The organism is Cytobacillus sp. GQ23, from assembly GCF_059758675.1.
Genome location: NZ_JCAXER010000011.1, coordinates 32,872 through 59,611, shown reverse-complemented (window position 1 = coordinate 59,611; position 26,740 = coordinate 32,872). Strand labels below are relative to the sequence as shown.

The 26,740-nt window shown below is 41.4% G+C and carries 23 protein-coding genes, 4 tRNA genes and 1 pseudogene; 4 read left to right on the top strand and 24 right to left on the bottom strand.

Features of this window, described 5'->3' with window-relative positions:
• Positions 1 to 21: 21 nt before the first annotated feature.
• The gene (locus AC6CHU_RS11045) at positions 22 to 1,413 is read right to left on the bottom strand and encodes a class-II fumarase/aspartase family protein (protein ID WP_251283879.1); all 1,392 of its coding nucleotides are present in this window, start codon (positions 1,411 to 1,413) and stop codon (positions 22 to 24) included.
• Positions 1,397 to 2,980 (bottom strand): PTS transporter subunit EIIC, encoded by a 1,584-nt coding sequence (locus AC6CHU_RS11040; RefSeq protein ID WP_251283880.1) that lies wholly within the window; start codon positions 2,978 to 2,980, stop codon positions 1,397 to 1,399. The genes AC6CHU_RS11045 and AC6CHU_RS11040 overlap by 17 nt, the downstream gene beginning before the upstream one ends.
• A gap of 476 nt (positions 2,981 to 3,456) precedes the next feature.
• Here AC6CHU_RS11040 and AC6CHU_RS11035 point away from each other — a divergent pair, with 476 nt between their 5' ends.
• On the top strand, positions 3,457 to 3,777 hold the full coding sequence (locus AC6CHU_RS11035; protein ID WP_251283881.1) for a heme oxygenase: 321 nt from the start codon (positions 3,457 to 3,459) through the stop codon (positions 3,775 to 3,777).
• 192 nt (positions 3,778 to 3,969) lie between these two features.
• Here AC6CHU_RS11035 and AC6CHU_RS11030 read toward each other — a convergent pair whose 3' ends face one another.
• Together AC6CHU_RS11030 and AC6CHU_RS11025 are read right to left on the bottom strand one after the other, a co-directional pair.
• Positions 3,970 to 4,740, bottom strand: coding sequence for a class I SAM-dependent methyltransferase (locus tag AC6CHU_RS11030; protein ID WP_251283882.1), 771 nt, complete (start codon positions 4,738 to 4,740; stop codon positions 3,970 to 3,972).
• Positions 4,741 to 4,792: 52 nt separating this feature from the next.
• Positions 4,793 to 5,170, bottom strand: coding sequence for a MarR family winged helix-turn-helix transcriptional regulator (locus AC6CHU_RS11025; protein WP_498121633.1), 378 nt, complete (start codon positions 5,168 to 5,170; stop codon positions 4,793 to 4,795).
• A gap of 202 nt (positions 5,171 to 5,372) precedes the next feature.
• Between AC6CHU_RS11025 and AC6CHU_RS11020 the strand changes: the two genes are divergently transcribed.
• Both AC6CHU_RS11020 and AC6CHU_RS11015 read left to right on the top strand, forming a co-directional pair.
• On the top strand, positions 5,373 to 5,915 hold the full coding sequence (locus tag AC6CHU_RS11020; RefSeq protein ID WP_251283884.1) for a hypothetical protein: 543 nt from the start codon (positions 5,373 to 5,375) through the stop codon (positions 5,913 to 5,915).
• 734 nt (positions 5,916 to 6,649) lie between these two features.
• Complete coding sequence (locus AC6CHU_RS11015; protein WP_498121631.1) at positions 6,650 to 8,059, top strand: PQQ-dependent sugar dehydrogenase; 1,410 nt, start codon at positions 6,650 to 6,652, stop codon at positions 8,057 to 8,059.
• Positions 8,060 to 8,092: 33 nt separating this feature from the next.
• Here the strand turns inward: AC6CHU_RS11015 and AC6CHU_RS11010 are convergent, their stop codons facing one another.
• Positions 8,093 to 9,679 carry an acetolactate synthase large subunit gene (locus AC6CHU_RS11010; RefSeq protein WP_498121629.1) on the bottom strand — a complete coding sequence of 529 codons (1,587 nt, stop codon included), beginning with the start codon at positions 9,677 to 9,679 and terminating at the stop codon, positions 8,093 to 8,095.
• A 155-nt stretch (positions 9,680 to 9,834) separates the two neighbouring features.
• On the opposite strand from AC6CHU_RS11010, the gene AC6CHU_RS11005 reads away from it, so the two are divergent.
• Positions 9,835 to 10,383 carry a hypothetical protein gene (locus AC6CHU_RS11005; RefSeq protein WP_498121627.1) on the top strand — a complete coding sequence of 183 codons (549 nt, stop codon included), beginning with the start codon at positions 9,835 to 9,837 and terminating at the stop codon, positions 10,381 to 10,383.
• Between the two features lie 150 nt (positions 10,384 to 10,533).
• Here the strand turns inward: AC6CHU_RS11005 and AC6CHU_RS11000 are convergent.
• The 19 genes and pseudogenes from AC6CHU_RS11000 to dnaB all read right to left on the bottom strand — a co-directional run.
• Positions 10,534 to 10,861 (bottom strand): annotated as a pseudogene (locus AC6CHU_RS11000) (tRNA-Val4); the annotation flags it as partial.
• A 21-nt stretch (positions 10,862 to 10,882) separates the two neighbouring features.
• Positions 10,883 to 11,020, bottom strand: coding sequence for an EndoU domain-containing protein (locus AC6CHU_RS10995; protein WP_311315922.1), 138 nt, complete (start codon positions 11,018 to 11,020; stop codon positions 10,883 to 10,885).
• A gap of 219 nt (positions 11,021 to 11,239) precedes the next feature.
• Positions 11,240 to 11,668 carry an SMI1/KNR4 family protein gene (locus AC6CHU_RS10990; RefSeq protein WP_251283890.1) on the bottom strand — a complete coding sequence of 143 codons (429 nt, stop codon included), beginning with the start codon at positions 11,666 to 11,668 and terminating at the stop codon, positions 11,240 to 11,242.
• 1 nt (position 11,669) lies between these two features.
• Entirely contained in the window at positions 11,670 to 12,161 is a 492-nt protein-coding gene (locus AC6CHU_RS10985; protein WP_251283891.1) for an HNH/ENDO VII family nuclease, read from the bottom strand.
• A 351-nt stretch (positions 12,162 to 12,512) separates the two neighbouring features.
• Entirely contained in the window at positions 12,513 to 12,992 is a 480-nt protein-coding gene (gene rlmH / locus AC6CHU_RS10980; protein WP_159863605.1) for a 23S rRNA (pseudouridine(1915)-N(3))-methyltransferase RlmH, read from the bottom strand.
• Positions 12,993 to 13,072: 80 nt separating this feature from the next.
• On the bottom strand, positions 13,073 to 13,234 hold the full coding sequence (locus AC6CHU_RS10975; RefSeq protein WP_082804532.1) for a CxxH/CxxC protein: 162 nt from the start codon (positions 13,232 to 13,234) through the stop codon (positions 13,073 to 13,075).
• A 192-nt stretch (positions 13,235 to 13,426) separates the two neighbouring features.
• Positions 13,427 to 14,653, bottom strand: a complete 1,227-nt coding sequence (locus AC6CHU_RS10970) for a S1C family serine protease (RefSeq protein ID WP_159863606.1) — start codon at positions 14,651 to 14,653, stop codon at positions 13,427 to 13,429.
• Positions 14,654 to 14,893: 240 nt separating this feature from the next.
• Complete coding sequence (yycJ, locus tag AC6CHU_RS10965) at positions 14,894 to 15,688, bottom strand: exodeoxyribonuclease YycJ (protein ID WP_159863607.1); 795 nt, start codon at positions 15,686 to 15,688, stop codon at positions 14,894 to 14,896.
• Positions 15,689 to 15,695: 7 nt separating this feature from the next.
• Complete coding sequence (locus AC6CHU_RS10960; protein WP_159863608.1) at positions 15,696 to 16,508, bottom strand: two-component system regulatory protein YycI; 813 nt, start codon at positions 16,506 to 16,508, stop codon at positions 15,696 to 15,698.
• Entirely contained in the window at positions 16,495 to 17,835 is a 1,341-nt protein-coding gene (locus tag AC6CHU_RS10955) for a YycH family regulatory protein (protein ID WP_159863609.1), read from the bottom strand. The genes AC6CHU_RS10960 and AC6CHU_RS10955 overlap by 14 nt, the downstream gene beginning before the upstream one ends.
• The gene (gene walK / locus AC6CHU_RS10950) at positions 17,832 to 19,664 is read right to left on the bottom strand and encodes a cell wall metabolism sensor histidine kinase WalK (protein WP_159863610.1); all 1,833 of its coding nucleotides are present in this window, start codon (positions 19,662 to 19,664) and stop codon (positions 17,832 to 17,834) included. The genes AC6CHU_RS10955 and walK overlap by 4 nt, the downstream gene beginning before the upstream one ends.
• A gap of 8 nt (positions 19,665 to 19,672) precedes the next feature.
• Positions 19,673 to 20,380, bottom strand: a complete 708-nt coding sequence (gene yycF / locus AC6CHU_RS10945; RefSeq protein ID WP_048010220.1) for a response regulator YycF — start codon at positions 20,378 to 20,380, stop codon at positions 19,673 to 19,675.
• 244 nt (positions 20,381 to 20,624) lie between these two features.
• The gene (locus tag AC6CHU_RS10940) at positions 20,625 to 22,103 is read right to left on the bottom strand and encodes a peptidoglycan DD-metalloendopeptidase family protein (RefSeq protein ID WP_159863611.1); all 1,479 of its coding nucleotides are present in this window, start codon (positions 22,101 to 22,103) and stop codon (positions 20,625 to 20,627) included.
• A gap of 366 nt (positions 22,104 to 22,469) precedes the next feature.
• Positions 22,470 to 22,542, bottom strand: a tRNA-Phe gene (locus AC6CHU_RS10935).
• 322 nt (positions 22,543 to 22,864) lie between these two features.
• Positions 22,865 to 22,941, bottom strand: a tRNA-Asp gene (locus tag AC6CHU_RS10930).
• 61 nt (positions 22,942 to 23,002) lie between these two features.
• A tRNA-Glu gene (locus AC6CHU_RS10925) sits at positions 23,003 to 23,074 on the bottom strand.
• 14 nt (positions 23,075 to 23,088) lie between these two features.
• Positions 23,089 to 23,164 (bottom strand) — tRNA-Lys (locus tag AC6CHU_RS10920).
• Between the two features lie 584 nt (positions 23,165 to 23,748).
• Positions 23,749 to 25,041: an adenylosuccinate synthase gene (locus AC6CHU_RS10915; protein WP_159863612.1), complete on the bottom strand. Its 1,293-nt coding sequence runs from the start codon at positions 25,039 to 25,041 to the stop codon at positions 23,749 to 23,751.
• Positions 25,042 to 25,302: 261 nt separating this feature from the next.
• On the bottom strand, positions 25,303 to 26,667 hold the full coding sequence (gene dnaB, locus AC6CHU_RS10910) for a replicative DNA helicase (RefSeq protein ID WP_159863613.1): 1,365 nt from the start codon (positions 26,665 to 26,667) through the stop codon (positions 25,303 to 25,305).
• Between the last annotated feature and the right edge of the window lie 73 nt (positions 26,668 to 26,740).

Here is a 26,740-nt window from a genome sequence, read left to right as displayed (position 1 = left end):
AAGCTATGGAAGGTTTCTTGGCTAAATCAAGACTTCTTCTGTCTCTTGATATTTCGTGAAAATTCTGTCTGCCGTATCTTTCGCCCTCACAGCCTCTGTTTCAGCAATGAAAGAGGACAGCCCGGTGTAATTCCTTGGATCAATCATCTCCTGGATTTCTTCATCGGTAAATTCGCTGGCAATTAACTCATTTGCCTTCAGGCTGGTATAGAAATCCTCCCCTTCAGAGGCGGTTTTCATGGCAATCTGATACATCAAACTATGTGCTTGATCTTTCCCTAATTTACTCGATAACTTCATCATCACATATTCACTGTTGTCTAGTCCTTTATTACGTAATGCATTATGAAGCATACGCTCTTTATGGACCACCATTGTCCTTGTTAATTCCTCACAGCGCAATAGAACCTCTGTTGTCAGTTCCAGCGCTTCTTCAAGGATTCCATCAAACAGCATATAGGAACTGCTATCCCCCTCATATGGCCGGACAGCCGAGTACATGCCCACTCCAGGCAAGGAATAAAGTTTTTGTGAGTTTGCGATAATTCCCTTTGCCAATTTCGGATTTATTTTATGCGGCATTGTGCTGCTTCCTACTGTGCCTTTGCTAAATCCCTCAGATACTTCTGCAATTTCCTCGAGTGTCGTGCTATAAACTTCCTCTCCGATTTTATGGCAGACATTTGTAAGAAGGCTTAAGTTCATCATGTATTCAAGTTTATGTGTACTGATGTTTCTTGAAGGGACTTGCATAGGATACATCCCGACTAGTTCTGCCACACGTTTTTGCACACCAATTCCCACTTCAGGCATGGAGCTAAACGCACCAACGGCGCCCCCCATCATCACTTGGAATACTCTTTTCTCAGCTTCTGCCATCCGCTCAAATGCATTAATAAATTCACTTATCCAAACGGACACCTTATAGCCATAAGTGATCGGGATGGCGTGACGGCCATGTGTGCGTCCAGGCATCACTGTATCTTTATTTTCGAGTGCCAGCTTGCTCAAATTATTTAGTATTTGTCCGATAAGATTCATAAATTTCGTATGAACTTTTTTCATAATATAAAGCTGGGAGCTTTGCTGGATATTTTGGGTAGTAATCCCATAATGAACGTATTTCCCGCTTTCACCAGGGCAAGCCTTCACCAATACCTTTAAAAAGGGAACAAACCCATGGCCGATTTCCCGATAGATCCGGTCCATTTCCTCGAAATCAATATTTTCAACTTTGGCTGCTTTTTTAATATCATTGGCAGCCGCTTCAGGAATAAATCCTGCTTCCGCCTGCGCCTGGGCCAATGCTGCTTCAAATAATAGCCATGCTTTATATTTTTCTTCTTGTGTAAACAAATGTTTAATGCCTTGGTCATCTATCGTTTTGCTTTTTGAATCATATAACGCCCGCATTTTTATTTCCTGCCCCTCTCATGTTATCATCCACTGCATTTCTGACAAATTCCACCTGAGGACCAAAAACAATATGAATGTGTTTATCCGAAGGGAAGAAAAAGCCTGTACAACCGGATTTCTGCAGCAAATCTTTATCGATGTTTTTCACATCACCTAAGTCGATTCTTAACCGCGTGATACAGTTATCTACATTTAAAATATTTGATCGTCCGCCTAATGCGTTGACAACGATATCCGCAATTTCCCCGTAGCGTTTTTCTTTAATCAGAGTATTATCCAAAGCTTGCTCTTCTTCTCTTCCTGGTGTCTTTAAATCAAACTTAATAATTGCCCAATAGAAGATAAAGTATGTGGCAACAGCTAATCCTGTCCCAATGAGCACCAGATAGATCCAGTTTGTATTTTCATAAAGGAGGCCGAAAATCGCAAAGTCAAAAACGGTTCCGCGAATGTAGCCGATTGCGACTCCTGCAAAGGATAAAAGGACAGCTCCTATACCGACTATACATGCATATAAAACGTATAATAATGGTGCGATAAATACGAAAGTGAATTCTAATGGTTCGGTTACATTCCCTAATAGAGCAGTTAATACCATTGTCACCAGCATCGATTTAACATATGGTTTATTATCCTTATGTGCCGCTTTATACATAGCAAATGCAATGGCCGGGAATAAAAACATTGTGACCAGCATTTGCTGCTGTGCCATAAACCTGGTTAACTGAGGCATCATGCTCCAATATTCGCTGTCAGGCCCTTGATTAAAGAGAACTTCGGTCAGAGCAGGAAGAACCCCCACATAAGTTTTTCCATCTATAACATAGGTTCCGCCAGCTTCTGTAAATCGAAATAAAGCATTCCACACATGGTGTAGCCCAAACGGAATAAATAACCTCTCACCCGCAGCTGTAAAAAATGGCCCTGCAACACTTAAGAATACGACTGATAATTTCATTAACACTCCGACCATGAATTCCCAAATGAACGGAAGCAAAAGGCCTACTGCCGTCATAATTCCTATCGTGATAATAGGCACTGATTTTTTCCCGGAAAAGAAGGCCAATGCCGTTGGCAGCTCTAAATTAATATATTTGTCAGTTGCCCAGGCAGCCACCAGACCTGTGATGATTCCTCCAGCAGCACTAATATTCATTGTTTGAATTCCTAAAACGCTAATTTGCCCATACTGGGTCATAACCTCAGGATCTGCCATTTTTCCTGTTATGGTCAGCCATACATTCATCGCAACAATTAAGGTTAAATACCCAGCAGTTGCGGCAAAAACGGAGATCCCCTTGTCTTTTTTGCTCATGCCATAAGCTACACCCATCGCAAATAGTAGAGGAATATTATCAAAGATTATACTGGCAATCGTACGAATACTGACTAAAGCAGTATGGATTCCTTCATTCCCTAGAAACGGGAATCTTTCGATCATATATGATTGAACTAAAGCGCCACTTATACCCAAAATCATCCCAATTGGTGCTAATACCCCAATAGGCAGGAGAAGGGTTCTGCCAAATGTCTGAATTGAGCTGCTGACTTTTCTCTTACTCACCGAGCTGCCTCCTTTAAATTTTATATGGCAATCTTAACAAGAGGGAATGACATTTGAAAGCGCTTTTGATTATTACTTCATGACTTAGGTCACCAAATCTGACTTAGGTCATTTTTAGGCATTTAACCTCCTATCGGCTTAGAAACCAAAACTTTATTGGATTAACTAAAGGTTGCGTAAAAAGAAGCGAATTAACCAAGTTTTTTGAGTTCCAAGCGCGACTCAAATTTTGTTATCCTGCTTATTAAAGTTAATATTATTCATTCAACTTCCAATTAGTCACGTTTGACTAATCAACTATAAAATAATATAATTTTATTAAATTAGTCACACATGACTAATCAAGCAAATCTAAAGGAGTATTTCATTGTATCAGGCTTTGAACAGTGATTTTCTCTTTCCGTGGAACAAAGGGAGTTTGTACTTTTCTTCATTAGCAGTTCTCATTAAAAAATTTTAAGCAGGGGGAATATGAAATGATTATCGTAACAAACCGAATTAAGTTGAAGTCAGGATTTGCAGAAAAAATGGCGCCCATGTTTACAAGACCAGGTGCCCTGCAGAAAATGGATGGCTTTGTAAAAGTCGAAGTATTAGTGACTAAAAATCTTCCTGAATATGACGAACTCAATGTAAATATGTATTGGGACACAATGGAAGACTTTACTCAATGGAAAAACAGCGATGCTTTCAAAGAAGCCCATACAGGCCCAGGTAATGGAGGTCAGGATTCACCTCTTATGGGAAGCGAAATCATTATTTCTGAAGTGGCTTCAACTTTAGAGGCCATTAAATAAGAACTTGTATTAGGGGTTTTTCATTCGTTCACTTTTGCGCTATGCCCCTTCTTCTGGGCTCTAACTGGTATAATGACCATAGCCCTGATGAAAAGAATCTAATTAAATCTGCACCCCTAAAAAGGAGCCAAAATAAGCAATGGATTACTTGCTATTTTTGGCTCTTATACTTTAGCGTATTATGCAGACAAACTATTTTCTGCCGCTCAACATCATTGCATTTCCCAATACCTTTTTATTCAATAAGAGTTTTGGCAATTGAATTACTTCCGAAAGGCTGCATCTATTTAATTCTGATATACCATGCTCCTTTAAGGCTTTCAAAAGCTCCTCTTCATCCCCAAATATCTTCTCATCCTTAAACAAGTCCAAGAAAACAAATTGACCGCCAGGCTTTAGCACTCTTAGTGCCTCTGTCATCACTTCTATTTTATTTTTTCTATCTTTTACTTCATGAAATGTCAGGCAGCTGACAATGATATCAAATTCACCATCATGAAGAGGGAGTTCTGCAGCGCTGGCTTTTGTGAACTGAACCCTATCATGAACGCCTTCTATTTCAGCATTCAGCTGGCATTGCGTTTTCGAGTATTCCCAATTCCCGCCCCAATAATCAATCCCAGTTAAAGAAGACTCAGGAAATTTCTTTGCGAGTTTAATGATCAGCGAACCACTGCCAGTTCCTATATCCAGTACCTTTTCTTCGCCCACCCCATTGAGCTGGGCAACCATTACATCATGTATCTTTGACTGATAATTTCCCCCAAATGCTGCAAATTGATAAACAGAGTAAGAAAGGATGAATGCTATATAAATAAAAGGCAGGGATAGGATCCCTGAAAGAACTCGAAGATATGAATTAACAGGCAGTAATGTAACTAAGAGGAGAATGAGTGAAATACCCAAGAATATAAAAAGTTTGTGAATTCGAATCCACGTCTGATATTTAGGATATGATTTCAAGTTATCCGCCGTCCTATACTAATCTATTTTTACCTATGAGTAAATTCCCCTGTTATTTCTCTTTTATTTTTTCCATTTCCCGTTTAAATACTTCTATGCTTTTGCTCATATAATCATTGATGATTTTAAACTCTTCAGGAGTATAATTTGAGGTGACTTTCCCCATTTCCTGCCCAAACGAGTGAAAATAAGGGCCTATTTCAAAGGCAACCTTTTCAAAATTTGCTTTAATGTTTACTTTTCTCCTATCATTACTATCTCTTTCCCTATAGACAAAGTCTTTTTTTTCAAGCCGGTCGACAACCGTAGTCACCATTCCTGTTGACAAACCCGTAATAGATGCTATCTGTCCAGCAGTGAGTCCTTCGAATGGAATGATCCCCAAGACTTTATAATCGGTTAAATTTAAGCCCGCTTTTTCTGCGATCATTTGGTGAAACATGATTAAGGCCAAGCTGAACTCTTGTCCCAAATTAGTTGGTTCCTGTTCTCGCGAATCATGATTTGCAGTTGACAATTTCATCAGACCCTTCTAATATAAAATTAACTCTAAATTAGAGATACTTTATTTTGGAGATACTTTATTTTTGAGTATAAATAAATTATAAGAAAATAATGAGGAGGTGACAATAATGCCAGAGGATTATATAAATATCTTTTCCTATAGCATTCTGCTGCCTATGAAGGAAGGATTTCAAGTATTTGTTTGGTCCAATAAATTTTATTTTACCCACCATTTGCTTTTACTTCTTTCAATACCCCTTTCAATTACGCGATTCTACCAGGTAATAAATAAACGAAGCATCAAATATTATGGGCTTCTCGAAATAGGAGTGTGGTTATTTAGACTGCTGCAATATTCATTAATCGTGTTTATTGGCAATGACTTGTCTATGGAGAATATATTTTCTAAACATGTGTGGAGTAACATCATTCAGGGCTTCCATTTTATTGATTCAGATCAACTAATCTGGGATCTTATTGGATATGCCATCATCTTTGGAATGTATAACATTCTATTGCTTCTAGTTATATCGAAAAAATGGACAAAAAAAGCATTTCCTCATCATACCCACAGGGAGACTATTCACTCCGCAATAATATTAGGCTTTAATAATTTATTCCTGATCCCTGTTGGAGTAATTTATCTATTAAACATTATTAAAATTATCTAATTACCTTAAAGAAAGGACCTGATATTATTAGACCCTTAGAATTTTGGCGCTTTGGAAAAATAGGGATAGAAACTTTCCTATCCTCTATTCTCTTTTTCTACAGCCATTTAGCTTTAGTGATAGTTTCGCTTATTCCCTCTATCATCCGTGCATATCAAATGTGGACTTCAGATACACACTTTTGGTTAGAAGGGATTGTTGGAATTACGAGGGCCTTTCTCTTCCTGCTGATTATCAGCATCATGACAGGGGCTAATATAAGAGAACTCCAACATAAGAGTTTTTGGGAAAAGCTCGCCAATTCGTGTTCCAATACTTTTAATAAGAACTGGCCATATGGTTTTATTGCTCAAATCACAGCCTTCATCGTTCTGTTATATGGATTAGGAAATGGAATAATCATCATAATCAGCGCACTTTTTATACCCTTCATCACATGGATGGGCATAAGCCCGCAGGATCCTAATGCCGCCTATAATGCCTGTGTATACTTTCTAAAAAACCTGAGTGTTATTCCTCTGGCTATGGTTTATATACTCAACATATGCGGAGTAAGATCCACGAACTAGTAATGTGAAAGCTCCGTCAATTAACAAAAAAATGCGGACTTCACTGTTTCCACCAAGAAATTGAGCAATGCCCTTTCCCCTTCACCTCGGAATAGGTCGGTAATAACAGATCACGTCGATTCATAATATTTTTATAAGAAGGTAAATACAAGGAGCGTGAAGCTGTTGAAAAAAGTAAGGGTTCGTTTACGGCCCATTGTCAGCAGGATTAATTTGCCTACCGTTTTAAGAACAGCTAAACTTCCGGGAGACTCTGTTGAAAGATTGTTTATTGCAACCCAGGTGGGGGAGATCTTTTACATAGGAAACGGAGATATTCGAACTTTTTTAGATATTCGGCCGAACGTAATCGAACTGGGAGCTTCAGGTGGGGGGTATGATGAACGGGGATTGCTGGGGCTGGCATTTCACCCGGATTTTTATTATAACGGTTTGTTTTATCTTCATTATTCCGTAAAGGGGACACAAGGACCTGGTGCATTGCAGGATTCCTTTAAACCTGACCCGTGTGATCCTAAAACGTTAAACCTGAGGTGGGAAAATAGAAAAACTCAATTTGATCATATTGATACAGTTGAAGAATGGATTTTACAATCAAACGGTCCCCAAAAACGGCGGACCTTGCTTAACTTAAGAAGACCTTTTGCCAATCATAATGGGGTCAATAGCTTAAACTTTTCACCTGAATCGGGAAAACTTGTTTTAACAACCGGTGATGGCGGATCAGGCTATGATCCTTTTAATTTAAGTCAGGATCTTATGGAGATTGCAGGTAAAATCATTGAAATTGACGTATCTCAGAATATTTTTATCGCTAACCCACCCGCTGTCACACGTTTTGATGAGCTGCCTGTTCTTATTCAGGAGTCCCTTTCGGTAATGGCCAAAGGGGTTCGCAATATTCCTGGCATTTCATTTCAAAGAATTAATTATCAATATATAAAATACGCAGGAAATGTCGGACAGGATTTAGTAGAATCCATTTTTTCATTTATTCATTATAAACCCATACCTGTTACCCAGCTCACTCAAGCTTCTTTACAGAACACTGAACCTAACCAAAGGGCATTGATTAACTTTGGCTGGCGGGGATGGGAAGGTGCACTTCCCACTTCGTTTATAAGGGGCTGCGCTAATGATTCAAGTCTGGATGAGAAAACACTGGCTTTTTACAATGAAGCCATCAAAACTTCAGTGCTTCGTCTTCCGCCATTAACCTGTTATTATCACCAGGATCCCAGACCCGATAAGTTTGAAGGAACTGCCCTTACAGGAGTCGTGCCTTATATGGGGTATGATATCCCTGATTTAACGGGAGCTGTTTTGTTTACCGATCTTGTTCGAAAAGGAGCTCAGCCTCCTGCTAGAGGAGTTTTAGCTTATACCAGAGTAAGAACAGATGGCGTACTGAATGATTACAGTATGATTGATATCGATGATCCATTTGGCTCCCAGCCTGCTTTTTATGTTAGTCTGGGATCTAATCAGGATCAAACCAGATTATTTTTAGGGATAAATGGTTCTATGAGGGTGACTGACTTTAACCAAGGGACTGTTTTTGAAATTGTTCCATAGTCCTGAAAAAAAGGGGAGCTAATCGTCCCCTTCTTATCCATCCATTTGAACATCAATCAAGGTTATGTCACTTGTCTGCTTTATAGCTTCCTCTAATACGTGTTGTAATTCATTCAATTTCTTTGGCCGTATGCCCTTCACGCCAAAACTGCTAGCCAATTGTACAAAATCAGGGTTGCCAAAAGCAGTTCCAAAGCTGCTATTGAATTTTGCCTGCATCATTTGTTTTTCTAATTGTAATTCACCGTTATTTAACACAATGATGACAAACGATAGGCCTAATCGTTTAGCGGTTTCCAATTCGGTTATATTCATCAGGGCCCCTCCATCTCCAGTGATACAAATCACCGGTGCATCCGGGCAAGCTAATTTGGCACCAATGGCACCTGGAATGGCAACTCCCATTGAGGCTAATCCATTGGATATAATCAGCCGGCCTGCTTGTTTAGGCTGGAAAGTGCGGGCAATAGATATCTTGTGGGCACCTACATCAGAAAGGATTATGGTTTGTTCTGTTGAGATTGTTTCAATAACCTTTAAGACATTACTTATCGTTAAAAATTGATTTTTTTGGAAATGTGTATCAATTTGGTAAGCAGATTTAATCTGTTCTTTTACATTCCCGGCCGGAACCCATGGCTTTGACGGAATATCCAGTTTATTGAGTTCCTGTAAAGTCTGATACAAATCACCAGCCAATTCTCCTTTTAAAGGATAGTATTCATCCATTTCGGCAGGAAGTGAATCGATATGTAAAACGGGACGCTGCTTTTTATTCCAATCCTTTGGAGGTTTTTCAACAAAGTCATACCCTATGACAATTAACAGATCCGCTTCCTCTATAATTGGTAATACTTCATCCTGTTCACTGAATCCAAAAGTAAAAAAGTTTTGCGGATGATCTTTAGGTAACACCCCTTTTGCCATAAAGCTATGGATAACAGGTGATTTTAGCTTTTCCGCAAATGCAGCGAGTTCTTTTATCGCTCCCTGCCTGATCACCCCATTGCCTGCGATGATCAGCGGTTTTTGATATTGCCCTAATAAAGAGCAAACACTGTCCAGAGCTTGTGAATCAGGGGTACTTGTTGGAATAGGGGTAACAGGAAGTGGGCGATTAGGTACCATTTGTGCGGCTAAATTCTCTGGTAACTCAATCAAAACAGCTCCTTTTTTCTCCATTTGTGACACTCTAAATGCCCTTCGGATGACATTTGGGATCGTTTGAGGATCCTTTATTTGTACACTCCACTTTGTGGCTGGTTCAAATACTTTAACGATATCAATATATTGATGGGATTCCTGATGCTGTTTTTCAAAGCCCGCTTGTCCTGTAATGGCTACAACTGGAGAATGGTCCAATTGGGCACTTGAAATTCCAGTCAGCAGGTTTGCAGCACCAGGTCCTAATGTTGCTGTGCAGACACCGGTCTTTTTCGATAATCGGCCATAGATATCAGCCATAAAAGCGGCACCCTGTTCATGACGGACATTTACAAACTTAATTTTTGACTTTGACAATGAATGAACCAGGTCCAGAGTTTCCTTCCCCACCATTCCAAAAATGTATTCGACTCCCTCATTCTCTAAACATTGAACAAGTAAATCTGTTGCTTTCATACAACTCCTCTTTTCCAGAACAGAATTTTACTTATTTTTCCCATTACATAGTAAAATAACCCTTTAATCCTGGATGGAAAGGGCGTTCGAAAATCTGTAAAGAGAGCCTAGGGTGTCCCTTTGCCAAGTATTAAAGGATAAAAGAGGTGAAGCCCATGTCTGTTTCCATAGACGTCAAATCTCTTCATCGTACTTTCAAAGACATGCCTAAAATAAAACAAATAGTCTTCGGCTCCATTCTTAGCAGTTTGGCAACAATCTTTCACATAGCAGGGGGTGCTGTTCCGATTATTGGCTATTTTTTGAGCCCATTGGCAACTGCTCCTATTATTTTTTGTACTATCTTTTCAAAATCTCTCGGACTTGCTGCTTATATGGTGACGATTATATCCTTATTTATACTTATGCCAAGTGAGCTTATTATTTTTCCATTCACTACCGGCTTGTTAGGATTGGGAATTGGGCTAGCGTTTCACTTTATTGAAAGAAAAATAAACATAATCATAAGTGGAGCCTTTTTTTTATCCATGGGGATTCTAATTTTATTATACGGAATACAATTTCCTGTATTAGGGCCTGGCATTTCTCAAACATTCCATTTTCCAACGGTTGTTTTGATCTTCCTATTTTCTTTTTTTTATAGCTGGATTTGGGTTGGTATTAGCTGGGCATCTCTTAGAAGATTAGCAGATATATTTAGGTAAGCGTAGCTAATTAATAAAAAGTGGCCTGACCCTCAGCCCTTTAATGCATTAGTATAGTTGGGGTCAGGCACCTGTTATCTAAAAACAGACCTTGAATCGCAGATGGCCATTCAAGGTCTGTTTATGTTGATCTCTACTCCCTATTAAACCTTTGAATATTTCTGAAATCTTCTCTCTCCATATCAATAACAGCTCTATAAATTCCTCCGTTTCAATTTTATTTTCAAGAGGTTCATCAATCCGATAATGATGTTCCGCTACTGTCACATCTTTCTTGATATTCACTCGTAGCATTCAAAGTAATTTCAAAGTCTTCCTATACCCCTTCTAAAACTTTCTTAATGTATCCTATATACTCATCCACTTCTTCTTCTTTTGAAATATCCTGAATAAAATCCGAGAAAATACTTATTTCTTCCGGCAAACCTATTCCTAAATCACCAAATGGGTCTTTCTTAATTTCAAATGGATATCTCATATCCCTGAATCACCTTCTATATTATTTTTTATATAATGGATATGCCGTTGCTATTGTGCCATCTTTATTCAAGTACATTTCTATTTTAATCCCTGATGATGTTACGCCTTTATACTTGCCTAAACCTATCTGTATTTTATTCTGATAGGCTTCATCAATAGCTTTTACTCATCAATCCAGGATTCAAGGAATTGCAAATAAAAAAAAGCCTGGACCCCCTACACTAGTATAGTTGGGGGTTGTCAGGCACCTGTATCCGAGTTTTCACAATAGTGATATTGCTTTTAACCATAAAGTTCTTAGAGTTTAAAAACCTTGAAGGGCATATTACCAATCAAAGTTTTAGGTAACTTTGAATTATCTTTTATTGAATCATAATTAACAATTAAAATATGCCTTCAAGAAATCAAAAAACGATGACCAAGTTTCCTTTAACTCTCCTTTTAGAAGCAGTTCGTCTCCACCCTCAAAATTAACTATATAAACTTTATCTGTTACAGTATCCAGCACTAATACAGCATTTGCCGACATTTCACTTAAAACCAGATATTGCTTCGGAAAATCATGTTCTTTTCTAGTAATAAGTGTGTATGATTCAATATTATTTTCATCGTCAGCTATATCTAGTAATTCAAAGGGTACATGCTCTTCCCAAAAAGGTCCTGCATACTGGATATAAAATTCTTGGAAAGTATCTGAAACCTTTACACCCAGCCTTATTATAGCATCTTGTACTAGATTACTATCTTCACGTTTATATATTTCTTCACCCAGAACTTCATCTAGTCTTTCAGGCAAAATACTCATATTATTTTCCTCCTAAAGCTTCTTCTCCTCGTATTTTCCAATAATTAATAGAATCAACTTTTTGAAATGCTCCTCTAGTTGTCTCATCCATTGGATAGAATGGGTTTAACTTTCCTTTATAAGGATGTAGTGGAGCTCTCTTAGCATTACTGATATTATGATACCTAGTTGAAGCTTCATATAATGGTCCAACACCTTTTTGTTGTGAATGATGCAATGTTGCAACACTACCTGCATCATCAAGAATAGGAGCAAGTCCATATTTCGCTGATGCTTCAGCATTTGTTAACCCGCGACCTTTTTTAGCACCTTTTGTTCGGACCATATCCCAATTTATATCTCCTCTTTGATATACTTTATAGGTAAATCCCGTGCCATCTTTACCTGCATTATACTCTACACTTCGAGTAAAATATTTATTATTTTTATAGTCCTTTAGATGTTGATAGGTTTCTTTGCCCGTACCCTTAACCCCAAACACATCATCAGTCACCGTCTTAATCTTCGTCAACGGATCATTAAGATGCTTACTTTGAAGAACGGCTGCAGCGAGCAAGGACTTATAATGATGTTTCTCCTGAAAATGCGTTGAGAGTGGCCGAGAATCGAGAGGTTTATTAGATAGAGAAATAAAAGTGCCTTTTCCCTTTATTGAATCGGGGTTGGGCACTTTTTTACTTTTGTATAGTTCATCAGATTTATCAATTCTTCAGCCATTTATATTCGTTATTATATCGGTGCGGAGGAAACAACGGCTTGGTCGGCCTTCACATAATTAATTACAACAACCAGGACACTCCTAATGGCTTTCATTTTATTTTGAACTTCTAGCTGTCGTTCGTTTCTACTTATGATAAGGTTCCCCCCGATTAATCCGAAAAGCCCGATAAACCTGCTCCAGCAAAATCAACTTCATCAATTGATGAGGAAATGTCATCTTCGAAAAAGAAAGCTTTTCATCCGCACGCAGCAAAACCTCCTGGCTCAGCCCAAGAGACCCGCCAATTACAAACGCAATCTTGCTCTTTCCGTATGTAGCCAGTTTATCAAGAGTATCCGCGAGTTCTTCCGACGATTTCATCTTTCCTTCAATCGCCAAAGCAATGACATGGGCATCCGGATGTATCTTCGCCAAAATCCGCTCGCCTTCCTTTTGCTTCACTTGAATCATTTCCGTTTCGCTTAATTCTTCGGGAGCTTTTTCGTCGGGAACCTCGATGATGTCCATTTTGGCGTAGGCTGACAGCCTTTTTAAATATTCGTCAATTCCCTGCTTTAGGTATTTTTCTTTTAGCTTTCCGACTGTAATAATTGAGATATTCACAGTATGTCCTCACTTTACAAACAAGATATCCACAGAAGTTATCCACATGTCCACATTTTTCATCCACATGTTGTATGAGATCATTCGTTCGCTACAACATATATTGCGGTATTTTGACAATATTCACAGGTTGTTGATAACTTTTTATCCTCTTCTAGTTTTGTTAATTGCGGGAATGTTTCGTACTCATCGACCACTATATCTATTGCCAGATCAACGTGTTCGTCACAGCAGTAAATCATTTTCAGCATGCTCCTTTTTAGGCCGGCAGCCTGTTTTTTTATCCGATCTGTGGATAAATTCTTTTTCTACCTATGGTTATAAGTTATCCACATCTCATCTTATCAAAACAATAAAAAACAGGAAAGCGATTACCGCTTTCCCGTTTAGTTATTCTACTATGCTGGTCGGTTGCTTTCCACTGCATCCTTCCATTACAATGTCTCGCCGCTCAGCTTCATCGTTACTTCCTTGATTTTGCCGTCACGGTAAAATTTAATTTTCATCTGTTCGCCTACGGCTTTCTTCGTATAGAGATGCTGGCGCAGTTCAATGATGTCTCTGATTTCCTGTCCATCCATCTCCACAATGACATCCATTTCCTTCAGTCCTGCCTGTGCAGCTGGAGAGTTAGGTTCTACTGATGTGATAGCCACGCCTGATTTTACATCCTTCGGCAGTTTCAGTGCTTCCTGCTGGTAGTATCCAGGAATCTCATTAACCGATGCCAGCTGTACTCCCATATATGGACGTTTCACCTCTCCAAACTTTTCGAGGTCATCAATGACTGGTCTTGCATAGTTAATGGGGATTGCCAATCCGATTCCTTCAACAGCGCTCTCTGCAATTTTCATGGAATTGATGCCGATGAGCTGGCCGCTGATATTAACCAAAGCGCCGCCGCTGTTACCCGGGTTGATGGCTGCATCTGTCTGCAGAACCTCTGCCTGCCAGTCTACTGTTCCATTCTGGTCAATATCAACCGGTATGGCACGCTCCAAACCTGAGATAATTCCCTGTGTAACAGAGCCGGAGAACTGGCCAAGAGGATTCCCAATGGCAATGACAGGCTCGCCTGGCTTCAGTTTGTCTGAATCGCCGAACTCGGCAACCGTTTTAATTTCCTTTGCTTCTACCTCAATCACGGCAAGATCCGTCCAGATATCGCTGCCAACCAGTCTTGCCGGGAGCTTGGTGCCATCCTCCAGGCTAACTTCCAATTCCTGAGCACCCTCTACCACATGGTGGTTTGTGACGATGAAGGCTGTATTTCCTTCCTTCTTATAAATAACGCCTGAACCGGTGCCGGCAGGCTGTCCGCCTCCGTTATTCCCTTCATTGGACCAGAATCCGGCTGTCTGGATGTTCGTAATGCTTACAACCGCATCCCCGGCTTTGTCGACTGCCTTGGTTACATCGGTTGTCACATCGACAGAGACATTCTGAGTCCTGACATTATTGTTATCCCCTGCTTCATCCTGCAGCTTTTCATCCGGTTCAACCGTATAAGGGAGCACGTCGTAGTCAGCCAGCTTTGGCACTGCAACCACGACCAGGATGGCTCCTAATATGATGCCAACAAGACTGGCCAGAAAGTATCCGCCCTTGTTGCCCTTTTGCCCTTTATAACGGTTCTGATGATCTTGATCATAATAGCCCAAACTGCACCCATCCTTTCTTTCTTTTGCAAATAAAAAGGTTGTTTTTAATATGAATGCTAAAACTTAGTCTTCCTTTATATCCATTATTATACTCTTCTGTTTTTAGAAATCTAACAAAAACGCACTAGCCACAGCAATCTTACGACTTTGTTCATACTTTATTAAAATTTCCTCAAAAAAGAAAAAGAGGAACACACGTAGGACAGCTGTCTCTCTGTGTATTCCTCTTCTAATTTATGTTTAAACAGCAGTTAAAATCGTCGGTACCTTAGGATCGGTATCAAAAAGCTCGAATTGTTCGCCGACAATGATTCCTCGGCTTTCCAGTGTCTGGGCAACAGACATCCTCGCCAAATCCTTAATATTGTTATCCTGGCTTAAATGGGCGAGATAGAAGCTTTTCGTCCTGTCACCGGCCACTTCGCTCATCGCCAGCGCTGCATCTTCATTGGATACATGTCCGACATCGCTTAAGATCCTTCGTTTAATATTCCACGGGTAGCGGCCCATGCGAAGCATCTGAACATCATGATTGCTTTCAAATACGTAAGCCTCTGCATTGGAAATCAGGCCTTTCATACGGTCACTGACGTAGCCTGTATCGGTGATCAGGACAAGTTTTTTCCCGTTATGGTGGAACACATAAAACATTGGGTCGGCTGCATCATGGGAAACCCCGAAGGATTGAATATCCAGGGATCCGAATGTCTTCACGGCTTCCATATCAAAATGAAACTTCTGGTCAACCGGGACTTGTCCAATTAGTCCGTCCATAGCCAGCCATGTTTTTTCATTGGCATAGATCGGGAGGTTATACTTGCGGGCAAGAATCCCGACACCTTTGATATGGTCGCTATGCTCATGGGTCACCAGTATACCTGAAAGCTTGCCGATGTCCCTTCCTATATGCTGAAATAATCCTTCCATTTGCTTCCCGCTTAAACCGGCATCAACCAGAAAGGAATGTTCCTCCGTCTCGACAAAGATCGCATTCCCAGTACTGCCGCTCGCGAGAACGCTGAATTGTAAAGACATGTTCTCCTCACTCCACTATTTTTTTCTCTTCGTTATTCAGCTGAATAATTTTTCCTTCAAAGGCATCTACAAATAAATTCTCCTCACCATTAATGACAAATCGCCAGGCAGGCGTCAATAATTGTGATGAGCTTAAATGCACGAAAGTAAAATAACCCAGCTCTACATCGGTAATTTTCGACTTAGGCAAAAGCGAACCATTTTTGTAAAGAGTCTCCACAGCCTTTATCGGCTGGATGACTTTTTCACTTTCTTCCTTCGATTCAATCTTTTCCAGAAGCGTCTGCTTATAAGAGACGATTTCATTTTCATCATTTAAATAAAAGGTGAGCTCGCCATTTAAATTCATATAAAACATCTTGTCTTCGAACTCCTGATAATACGTGATTTTATTGCTGTCACGAGGCTTATCCCAGAAGCGGTACTGATCCCCGAATAACACCCTGTTTTTGATAAAAGCGGATAATTCGGACGGACTGAACTTGTCACTGATCTTTATTGGCTCATCCAGAACTGAATTCAGGGTGGTTCCTTCTGTGATTGTAATTTCCTGGCCTTCAAGCTTTGTTTCTTTCACACCCTCAAGATTTTCAATATCAAATTCCATCGGCTTAGCCCTCAAGTAACGATCTTTCGGGTTGCTTTTCGGAAGGGGTGACTCAAATGTGATCTCGGCACTCTTAAGCTGTTTTTCCAGGGATGCCTGGGCAATCGGTTCAAATTCACTGGCTTCCTTTAATTTGAAAAACTCGTACATCAAGTAAATATCAAGCACCAGGAAGGTTAAAATAAAGATTGTTTTGATCTTACTCCAATCCATTATTCATGCCCCCTGTCTCATCAAGCGAAATGCTTTTCCACATTCCTTCATAACGGTAAAACCAGGAAGGCTCCAGACGGATAAAAGTAGTCTGCGCTTCCTTGACAAGCGCCATTTGATACCCCAGCCTTACATCCTCCAGCAATTCCGGTTCAAATCCGTTCAAGGATAACAGGTACTCCATTACCCGATTCCCGGGACTAAGAGATACTTCTGTTGGCGTTTCCGTGATTAGGCCGAGCTGGAAGTTGCTTCGAACATACTCATAAATTTCTTTTTGTCCCCAAATGTGGCGGATTTCGGATAGTTTCGGATCATCGCTGAAAATGGGATAACCTGAAGATTCATACATCCGAAATGCAACCCGATGATTCACTTCATCAATTTCGGCAAATTGATAATTATCTGTCCAGCCCGAATGTCCATTAATGAATTCAATGCTCCTTTTCAGGAGGTCATCTGACGGAAAAACCGGGTTATCTCCGGCAGCCGGTTTAATATAACGAAGAGTATTTTTATCAGAATTCACCCTCAATAAGCTTAAGGTATCATTGTATTCATCCTCTGACTGCTGAAAGCTTTTCTGGACGACACTTGGATCACTGAACAAAGCATTTTTATATTGTTCAGAGTCCAATTTTTTCTCCAAATACTGATATCTCAGCATTTTGGTATCCTTCGCGGGCAAGTAGATGGTTCTTTTTTCAGATGGCGTATAAGCAAGGTAGGCTCTATATTCCGGATTATACTCCGACAGATTGAAGTATTGGCTTTTGAAATTCTGAATAAAGGAAACAGGTACATGGCTTCGATAGACCTGCCGGTTATCCAATGAGACAAAATCAACAATTCCTTCTTTTTTACCTGTTTGCTTCGTATCAATGACAATATGATCAAATTGAAAATCAGCGAGGTTTTTATCGCCAATTTTGATGACGGATTTGTATAAGTCAATCGGAACAGAATCAGGAAACACGAGAACCGCTTTTCCTTCTTTATGGACAAACGATGGAAAAGTGTCTGCTTCCTCTGTAATATTTTCAAAGTCAGCAAAATTCCAATCACTGATTTCTGTTATCACCTTATCAATCTCACTGGGGCTGACTGTCCCGAAGGTCTGTTTTTCCCCGAGATGGAATAAAAGGGTGTCCGGTCTAACAATCTGATTTACTTCTTTTTTCTCCTCAATTGTCACTTCCTGAACGGTATTCGCTTCTTTCTCAATCCGTTCAAAGTTTGGCTGATAGGTCCAGAGATTCCAGGTCAGGAGGACGCTTGTCACGACTAGAATGGTCAGTATGATGGTTTTTATATTTTCATATCTCATTCCCAATCATCCTCTTCCGAGCGAACATATGGAAGGCTGAATGAAATCGTTGTCCCTTTCCCTTCTTTACTCGCTGCCCAAATTTTCCCGCCATGCGCCTCGACCATTTCTTTTGCAATGGCAAGGCCGAGGCCTGTTCCGCCAAGCTTTCTTGTTCGGGCTTTATCCACCCGGTAAAAACGCTCAAAAATCTGATCAATATTTTCTTTTGGTATTCCTACACCTTGGTCTGAAACGCTGACGATAATAAATTCATCTTTTTCCTCAATGCTGAACGTCACCTTTCCGCCTTCCGGAGAGTATTTCAGCGCATTGGAGATAATATTGTCCAGAACCTGGGTGAGCTTATCTTCATCTATTTCCACAAAAGCTGAATGGTCCGGAAGCCTTCTTTCAAATGTAACATTCTGCTCCTTCGTCATTTCAAAACGATCTATAATTCTATTATAGAAGAAAATGAAATCAATCCAGTCCTTGCTTAAACGGTAATCCTTGCTGTCCATTTTAGAAAGCTGCAGCAGATCATTAACAAGGCGGATCATCCGCTCTGTTTCATTTTGGGTGACCTCCAGGAAGTTCGGCGCAATCTCCTCATCTTTCCATGCGCCATCCGCCAGAGCCTCCAGATAGCTTCTCATCGTCGTAAGCGGTGTTCTGAGCTCATGAGATACATTTGCCACAAATTCGCGGCGCTCCATGTCAATTTTCTCCTGCTCGGTGATATCATGCAAAACGGTAATTAAACCGTTCACAAATCCGGTTTCTTTTTGGATAACTGAGAAATTCGCACGGAGAATCAGCGTTTTCTTTTTGGTGCTGTAATCCAGGATTACTGAATCCCGCTCATTTAACATTTCTTCAAAGGTATACTCCTCTTCAAGGCCTAAGAGGGATACAATCGGTGATGACAGAACCGTTTCACGTGAAACATTCAGCATTTTTGCAGCAGGCTCATTAATGAGGATGACACGCCCTTTGCGGTCGGTTGCAATGACTCCGTCCGTCATATAGGAAAGAACAGAAGATAATTTCCGCCGCTCGCCTTCCGTTGTGGCGTGGGCTTCCTGAAGCTTCTTTGTTAAGCTGTTAAAGGTAATGGCCAGCTGGCCAATTTCGTCATAACCGTACACCTTAACCTTGCGGGAGAAGTTCCCTTTTGCCATGGCCAGCGCCTGTTTCCGCATATCAGAAATCGGGCGTGTTACCGTCTGTGCAAGAAGTATCCCCAGAATCGCTGTGATGGCTAACGCAATCGCGATGCCGGATGTAAAAATACTATTTATTTCCCTCATCTGTTCATAGATATTTTCTATTTTAGCAACCAGATAGATGGCCCCATTGACTTCCCCATTATTATTTTTAATAGGGGTGACGAGAACCCACATCCGCTGTCCCTGGTCAACGAAATCCTCCGTTACCTGCTGATTAGTAGCGATGGCCATTTTGATCAGATTATCTGTAGACCTCCCCCCGACAAGCCCCTGATTATCGGGATCGGAGGTTCCAAGGATCCGTAGTGTTGATTCTCCTTCGATGACACGGACTTCGGATATGTCCTCAGAATTGTAATCACTTAACAGTCTTCTGATATCCTCTTCGAGGGACGGTCCCTCCTCATCAGGAAGCCTTACCTTAGCCATCTGTTCCTCCACATAATAGCTAAGCAGATTGACCCTCTCCTGAATGGCATCCTTAAAGTTTTCCTGTAAGGTCGATTCCAGCTGTCTGACAAAGTAGACCCCGATAATCTGCATTGCTACCAGGATGAGAAGAACATAAATGATTACGAACTTCAAATGAATGGACCGAAAAAAACCCACCTTTTCCATTTACCCTGTTACTCCTGCTCGGGATTCCGCAAGTAATAACCGACTCCTCTTCTTGTCACGATCCATGTCGGGTGGCTTGGATTATCCTCAATTTTCTCCCGCAGTCTCCTGACAGTTACGTCAACTGTACGGACATCACCATAATAATCATAGCCCCATACGGTTTGAAGGAGATGCTCCCTCGTCATGACTTGTCCAATATGCTTGGCCAAATAATGAAGCAGCTCAAACTCGCGATGTGTTAATTCAATCGTCTCACCGCGCTTGGAAACCACGTAGGCATCCGGATGGATAATCAATGAACCCACTTCGATTTCGTTTGATTCATCTTCTTCCTCCGCCTTGGCTACCTGCTGATGGCGCCTCATATTAGCCTTCACACGGGCAATAAGTTCTCTAGTGCTGAACGGCTTTGTCACATAATCATCTGCACCCAGTTCGAGACCCAGTACTTTATCAATTTCAGAATCCTTCGCTGTCAGCATAATAATTGGCATATCGTATTTCTTGCGCACCTCGCGGCAAACCTCAATGCCATCCCTCTGCGGAAGCATGATATCAAGCAAAATCAAATCCGGCTTGATTTCTTCCACCTTTTCAAGGGCGTCATTGCCGTCGTAGGCACACACCACTTCATAGCCTTCTTTTTTTAAATTGAACTGCAGAATATCTGCAATTGGTTTCTCATCGTCTACAACCAGAATCTTTTTATCCATACCTATCTCCTTTTTCTTGCTCATTTATTTATTTTTGGAGCAGTAGAAGTCAGTTTCATGCATATGTTCTCTATTTTACTTTACCATGTTAACAGTGAGAATTCACCTATTACGAAAAGCAGGAGCGCCTTTCCTGCCTCAGCACCTGAAGAGGCGGGTCCTGAAGCCGGACAGTTTGTTATTTATTTCTTATTCTTAACCACAAAAGTCTCTAGCATGAAAACTAGAGACTTTTTAGCGTGTATTATTTATTTACATATTTCAGCGGGTCCTGTCTTTTACCGTCTTTGTATACTTCGAAGTGCAGATGGACACCGGTGGAATCACCAGTGGATCCCATTATGCCAATCTTTGAACCTTTCGAGACGGTTTGGCCAACGCTGACACTGATGGAATCAAGATGGGCATATATCGTGCGGAATCCATTGTTATGGTCGATGACGATTTTATTTCCATAGCCGCCATCCATTCCTGCAGATACAACTGTTCCATTGTCAGCTGCTTTGATCGTGCGGTCGCTCGGTCTTGCAATGTCAATTCCCTTATGCAATTTCCCCCAGCGGTATCCCATTTTACTGGAGATATAGCCGCCGACTGCCGGATAAGCTAAGCTGCCTTCACCGCGGGATGGAATCACCTTTGTTCCCTTGATGACAATTTGCTTCACAGGCTCTTCAAGAACTTTTTCTTCTTTGACTGCTTTTTTGACCGTTTGGCCATTTTCTTCCGTAATCAGATAAGTTGCAGCGCGAACGCCTTCCTTGCCTTCCTGCTTCACTTTCGTTTCGCCTTTAGGCATGCTGCTGTCTTCGATTACTTCTTTTGCATAATCGATTTTTTCTTTCTTGAAAACTTCCATATCTGCTATTACTTTGACATACGGATTATAGACGGTCACATTTAATTCCTGTCCTGACTTAATGACAGAATCCGTTTTGAGTCCACTGTTGAGTTCAATCAGCTGTTTCATATCGAGGTCATGCGCGCTGGCAATATTGCTGAGTGCATCGCCCTCTTTCACCACATATTTCTTTTCTTCAAGGGTTCCTTTTTGCAGAAGCTTCACAGCCTCATCTGCACTGATAAGCTTTTCCGGTTCCACGGTTGCTTCAGAGATGGATACATCTTCAGTAAAGCGGACATCTAAAAGACGCGTTTCATCTTCCTTCAGCTTTGACAGCGGGTCCGCAGAAGATACTTTTCTATCTTCTAGTGCCTTTAAATCTTTTTCTGATACATAGGACGTCTTGATTTTCTGGAGGGCCGCTTTAGCCTCCTCCTCATCTTCCACATAAGCGATTTCCTTGCCGTCAATCACTAAGGCAGCTGCTTCGGCATGAATTTCCATCTTGTCTTTGAGGCCCTTGACGGCTTCAGATTCATTCACATCTGAGCTGGATTCAAAAACCTGCTCAGGAACGAAGGAAAGCTTCGATGCCAGCGCCAGCTTTAATCCCTTGTGGGAATCTTCGGCCTCACTGATCTTTTTATCAGCCAAATCTTCGATGACTTTTTTGTCCGACACCGTTCCAATATATTCGTCACCCATATAGACATAATAAACTGTCACAAGTTTATCATCATTGGCAGAAGCAGAAATGCCTCCTGCAAAGGTTAATGCCGCCGCTGCAAAGCCGGCTGCAATCGTTCTATTTATCGTTTTCTTAAAGCTTTTCGCTGTAAATTCTGATGATGAGGTATCTTTTTTCATCCATTTGAACATGGTTACATCCCCCTAGACTGCGGTAACAAAGAACACTTCCATATAGTGCTATGTAACTACGAATTTGCGAGTCTGATTTTTTCACAATAATTACTTTACCATACAGCAACGCAAATAGATTACGAGACTCGGGAATGTAAAGAAAATGTATAATAGCTGACAATTTATGACTATAAATGGCAAAGCATAAGGATGATTTTGTCGAATGAAGGATAGGAAATAGTCCCTAGCGGCAAGGGTTTATTAGGGATACGAAAAATGAAGGAAAGCGTGTCTCTAAATTACACAGGCTTTTTGCAGAAAAGAGATTATATTACAGAAATATAACAAAAAGGAGCATGATTGGTTACATACTCCTTCTTGGGATGGCTCAGGACGGAATCGAACCGCCGACACAAGGATTTTCAGTCCTTTGCTCTACCGACTGAGCTACTGAGCCTTATTAAATTATTTTTGCCTAAATATTTTTTGGTTTCGTCCTTCGTCCCGATTTGGCAATCGGTACGCTGAAGTGATTCAAGGAAGCTTATTCGGTCGTGCTCTACCGACTGAGCTACTGAGCCTTATTAAATTATTTTTGCCTAAATATTGTTTGGCTTCGTCCTTCGTCCCGATTTGACAATCGGTACGCTGAAGAGATTCAAGGAAGCTTATTCGATCGTGCTCTACCGACTGAGCTACTGAGCATTATTAGATTATCTGGTTTTGTGCTTCAAGCCGATTTGACAATCGGTACACTGTTATGAAGCAGATTATGTAAATGGCGGTCCGGACGGGACTCGAACCCGCGACCTCCTGCGTGACAGGCAGGCATTCTAACCAACTGAACTACCGGACCAAATAATAACCGCCAGCAAGTAAGCTGGGCTTGCCAGCCGTTTGCTGACGGTTATTTGCCATGACCCCTACGGGATTCGAACCCGTGTTACCGCCGTGAAAGGGCGGTGTCTTAACCGCTTGACCAAGGGGCCATAAAAAGTATAAATGGTGAGCCATGAAGGACTCGAACCTTCGACCCTCTGATTAAAAGTCAGATGCTCTACCGACTGAGCTAATGGCTCATACTATGATCATGTTGCCTAAAGCCTAATTCTGCTAAGTCAGATGTTCCAAAGCCCTGCGTGCTTTGTCACAGATTGCGATTCGGATGAAGCAATTCAATGATGCTGCAATCTGCTCTACCGACTGAGCTAATGGCTCATACTATGAGTGTTTCCAAGGTTGCTACCTTGGCGACGCTTTTTATAATATCATAGAGTTTTATATAAGCGCAATAACTTTTTTATAAAAAAATCTTTTTTTCTGGAAGACGGTTTAAATACTAGATTGCAGCTGGTTGCTGGGATGGGTTTTCCCTAAAAAAGGTATCCTTTTCCCCGGATTATGGATTCTTTTCCCTAATTCCCGTTATTTATTCCCCTATTTTAAATTTTTTTCTATTAATAACAGCTGTGATATATTCGGACTCAGCGCTGCTTTTTTTTCACTTTTTCTATCTGAACCTGACCCAACTTCGGACTCTGCATCGACTTTTTACGCTTTCTCTGTCCGAACCTGCTCCAACCTCGGTCTCGGCACCGGCCATTGCCTTTCTCCCCAAAAAAAAGAAAAGCCCCAATCATATCAGGGCTTTTCCAATCAAGTATTAGTTTTGTCTCCAAGGGCTTAGGACTACGTTTGTCTGTGTGCGGTCCGGGCCAACTGAGAAGATGGATAATGGAATTCCTGTCAGCTGTGAAACGCGCTCCAGGTAGTGGCGGGCATTGGCAGGAAGCTCATCAAGTGATTTGCAGCCTGTGATGTCTTCTGTCCAGCCTGGAAGCTCTTCATATACAGGCTCACATTCAGCCAGTACTTTCAGGCTTGCAGGGAATTCTTCAATTACTTCTCCGTTATACCGGTAAGCTGTACAGATTTTTAATGTCTCAATTCCAGTTAATACATCAATGGAGTTAAGAGAAAGATCTGTGATGCCGCTGACACGGCGGGCATGGCGTACAACCACGCTGTCGAACCAGCCGACACGGCGGGCACGGCCAGTTGTTGTACCGTATTCACGGCCAACTTCACGGATTTGGTTGCCGATTTCATTATCAAGTTCAGTCGGGAATGGGCCGTCACCTACACGAGTCGTATAGGCCTTAGAAACACCGACAACATGCTTGATTTTTGTAGGACCTACGCCAGAACCGATTGTTACACCGCCGGCTACCGGGTTAGAAGATGTAACGAATGGGTATGTACCCTGGTCGATATCAAGCATAACTCCCTGTGCACCTTCGAAAAGCACGCGGCGGCCTTCATCTAATGCATCGTTCAGTACGACAGACGTGTCGCAGACATAGTGCTTGATCTGCTGGCCGTATTCGTAGTATTCATCAAGGATGTCTTCGATTTTGAATCCTTCTGTTTCATAGAAGCGCTCAAGCAGGCGGTTCTTTTCTTCCAGGTTGCGCGCAAGCTTTTCTTCAAACACTTCACGGTCAAGAAGGTCCGCGATGCGGATTCCGTTGCGGGCTGCTTTATCCATGTAAGCAGGGCCGATGCCTTTTTTCGTTGTACCGATCTTGTTTGCACCTTTGCGCTCTTCTTCCACTTCATCAAGCTTCAGGTGGTAAGGAAGGATGACATGTGCACGATTTGAAATGCGCAGGTTGTCTGTTGTAATGCCTTTGTCGTGAAGGTACGCCAATTCTTTTACAAGCGCTTTAGGATCGACAACCATTCCGTTACCGATTGTACAGATTTTATCGCTATAGAATATTCCAGATGGAATTAAATGAAGCTTATATGTTTCACCATTGAATTTGATTGTATGTCCTGCATTGTTTCCGCCTTGGTAACGTGCGATCACTTCTGCATTTTCTGAAAGGAAGTCTGTAATCTTTCCTTTCCCTTCATCTCCCCACTGTGTTCCAACTACTACTACTGATGACATTAAAAAAGCACCTCCGGGAATTTCACTGTTTTAATTTCTATATCATATTTTATTTAAGTAACTTATTTCAACCATCTTAGTTTAACAAGGTGATGTGTGATAGTCAACAAAACACGAACAATTTAAACAAAAATATGAAAATATGTTCGTAAAACAATGAAAATATTAAAAATATAAGTGGAAACGGGAAAGCTGACACTCGAGAGAGCGGCTGCTTACACAAAACAATAAAAAAGAGGACTTGCTGTAGGCAGGTCCTCTTTATGCACCAGGCGGCGCAAAGGAATCATCAAAGCGTTTCTCTAAGTTTACGAATTTATTATACTCTTTTACGAATGCAAGCTGAACGGTTCCAACCGGGCCGTTACGCTGCTTGGCGATGATGATTTCGATGATGTTTTTGTCTTCGGATTCTTTGTCATAGTAGTCATCACGGTATAGGAATGCCACGATATCGGCATCCTGCTCAATACTTCCCGATTCACGGATGTCAGACATCATTGGACGTTTATCTTGTCGCTGTTCCACACCACGGGAAAGCTGGGACAGTGCGATTACAGGGACCTGAAGCTCACGGGCCAATTGTTTAAGGGAACGTGAAATTTCAGATACTTCCTGCTGACGGTTTTCTCCTGAACGTCCACTTCCGAGGATTAATTGCAGGTAGTCGATCAGAATCATGCCAAGTCCATGCTCCTGTTTGAGGCGGCGGCATTTGGAACGGATATCCTGGATGCGGACACCAGGTGTGTCATCGATGAAAATTCCCGCGTTTGACAGGCTTCCCATCGCCATCGTCAGTTTTCCCCAGTCTTCATCTGTCAGTGAGCCGGTACGAAGCCTCTGGGCATCAATATTCCCTTCAGCACAGAGAATACGCATGACCAGCTGTTCTGCACCCATCTCCAGGCTGAAAATCGCCACGTTTTCCCCGGTTTTTGTTGCCACATTTTGCGCGATATTCAAGGCAAAGGCAGTTTTACCTACGGAAGGACGGGCACCGACAATGATGAGGTCATTTCGCTGGAAGCCGGCTGTCATGCGGTCAAGCTCGGTAAATCCAGTCGCAATCCCTGTAATATCCCCTTTACGGTTATGCATTTCCTCGATATTATCGTAGGTCCGGACGAGAACATCCTTAATATTATGAAAGGCACCGGCGTTTTTGCGCTGTGCAACCTCCATGATATTTTTCTCGGCTTCCCCAAGAAGCACTTCCACTTCATCCTCACGCGTATAGCCATCCTGGGCAATGCCTGTCGCCGTCCGGATCAGCCTGCGAAGCAATGACTTTTCTTCCACAATCTTTGCATAGTACTCGATATTCGCCGCTGTTGGAACAGATCCGGCCAGTTCACTTAAATAACTGACGCCTCCGGTATCCTCGAGCAGTTTTGCTGCACTGAGCTCTTCTGTCACAGTCACTAAGTCGACTGCTTTTCCCAGGTCGCTCAGCTTCAGCATTACATTGAAGATTTTCTGGTGGGCTGCACGGTAGAAGTCTTCAGGTATTAAAATTTCAGATGCTTGTGTAAGAGAGGAGGGTTCAAGAAAGATTGCCCCAAGCACAGCCTGTTCCGCTTCAATATTTTGAGGCGGGAGCCGATCCGCGAATAAATCACTCATCTCATTAAACCTCCTTAAAATAAAAGCGTTAAGCAAATCTATATTTATATAAAAAATCCTTATAATTACTTTA

Bases quoted from the DNA above. Each gene is read 5' to 3' on its own strand.
- AC6CHU_RS11045 (WP_251283879.1), bottom strand. From the start codon at position 1,413: ATGCGGGCGTTATATGATTCAAAAAGCAAAACGATAGATGACCAAGGC.
- AC6CHU_RS11035 (WP_251283881.1), top strand. From the start codon at position 3,457: ATGATTATCGTAACAAACCGAATTAAGTTGAAGTCAGGATTTGCAGAA.
- AC6CHU_RS11025 (WP_498121633.1), bottom strand. From the start codon at position 5,170: ATGATCGCAGAAAAAGCGGGCTTAAATTTAACCGATTATAAAGTCTTG.
- AC6CHU_RS11020 (WP_251283884.1), top strand. From the start codon at position 5,373: ATGCCAGAGGATTATATAAATATCTTTTCCTATAGCATTCTGCTGCCT.
- AC6CHU_RS11010 (WP_498121629.1), bottom strand. From the start codon at position 9,679: ATGAAAGCAACAGATTTACTTGTTCAATGTTTAGAGAATGAGGGAGTC.
- AC6CHU_RS11005 (WP_498121627.1), top strand. From the start codon at position 9,835: ATGTCTGTTTCCATAGACGTCAAATCTCTTCATCGTACTTTCAAAGAC.
- AC6CHU_RS10990 (WP_251283890.1), bottom strand. From the start codon at position 11,668: ATGAGTATTTTGCCTGAAAGACTAGATGAAGTTCTGGGTGAAGAAATA.
- AC6CHU_RS10975 (WP_082804532.1), bottom strand. From the start codon at position 13,234: ATGATTTACTGCTGTGACGAACACGTTGATCTGGCAATAGATATAGTG.
- yycJ (WP_159863607.1), bottom strand. From the start codon at position 15,688: ATGTCTTTACAATTCAGCGTTCTCGCGAGCGGCAGTACTGGGAATGCG.
- AC6CHU_RS10960 (WP_159863608.1), bottom strand. From the start codon at position 16,508: ATGGATTGGAGTAAGATCAAAACAATCTTTATTTTAACCTTCCTGGTG.
- AC6CHU_RS10955 (WP_159863609.1), bottom strand. From the start codon at position 17,835: ATGAGATATGAAAATATAAAAACCATCATACTGACCATTCTAGTCGTG.
- walK (WP_159863610.1), bottom strand. From the start codon at position 19,664: ATGGAAAAGGTGGGTTTTTTTCGGTCCATTCATTTGAAGTTCGTAATC.
- yycF (WP_048010220.1), bottom strand. From the start codon at position 20,380: ATGGATAAAAAGATTCTGGTTGTAGACGATGAGAAACCAATTGCAGAT.
- AC6CHU_RS10940 (WP_159863611.1), bottom strand. From the start codon at position 22,103: ATGTTCAAATGGATGAAAAAAGATACCTCATCATCAGAATTTACAGCG.
- AC6CHU_RS10915 (WP_159863612.1), bottom strand. From the start codon at position 25,041: ATGTCATCAGTAGTAGTAGTTGGAACACAGTGGGGAGATGAAGGGAAA.
- dnaB (WP_159863613.1), bottom strand. From the start codon at position 26,667: ATGAGTGATTTATTCGCGGATCGGCTCCCGCCTCAAAATATTGAAGCG.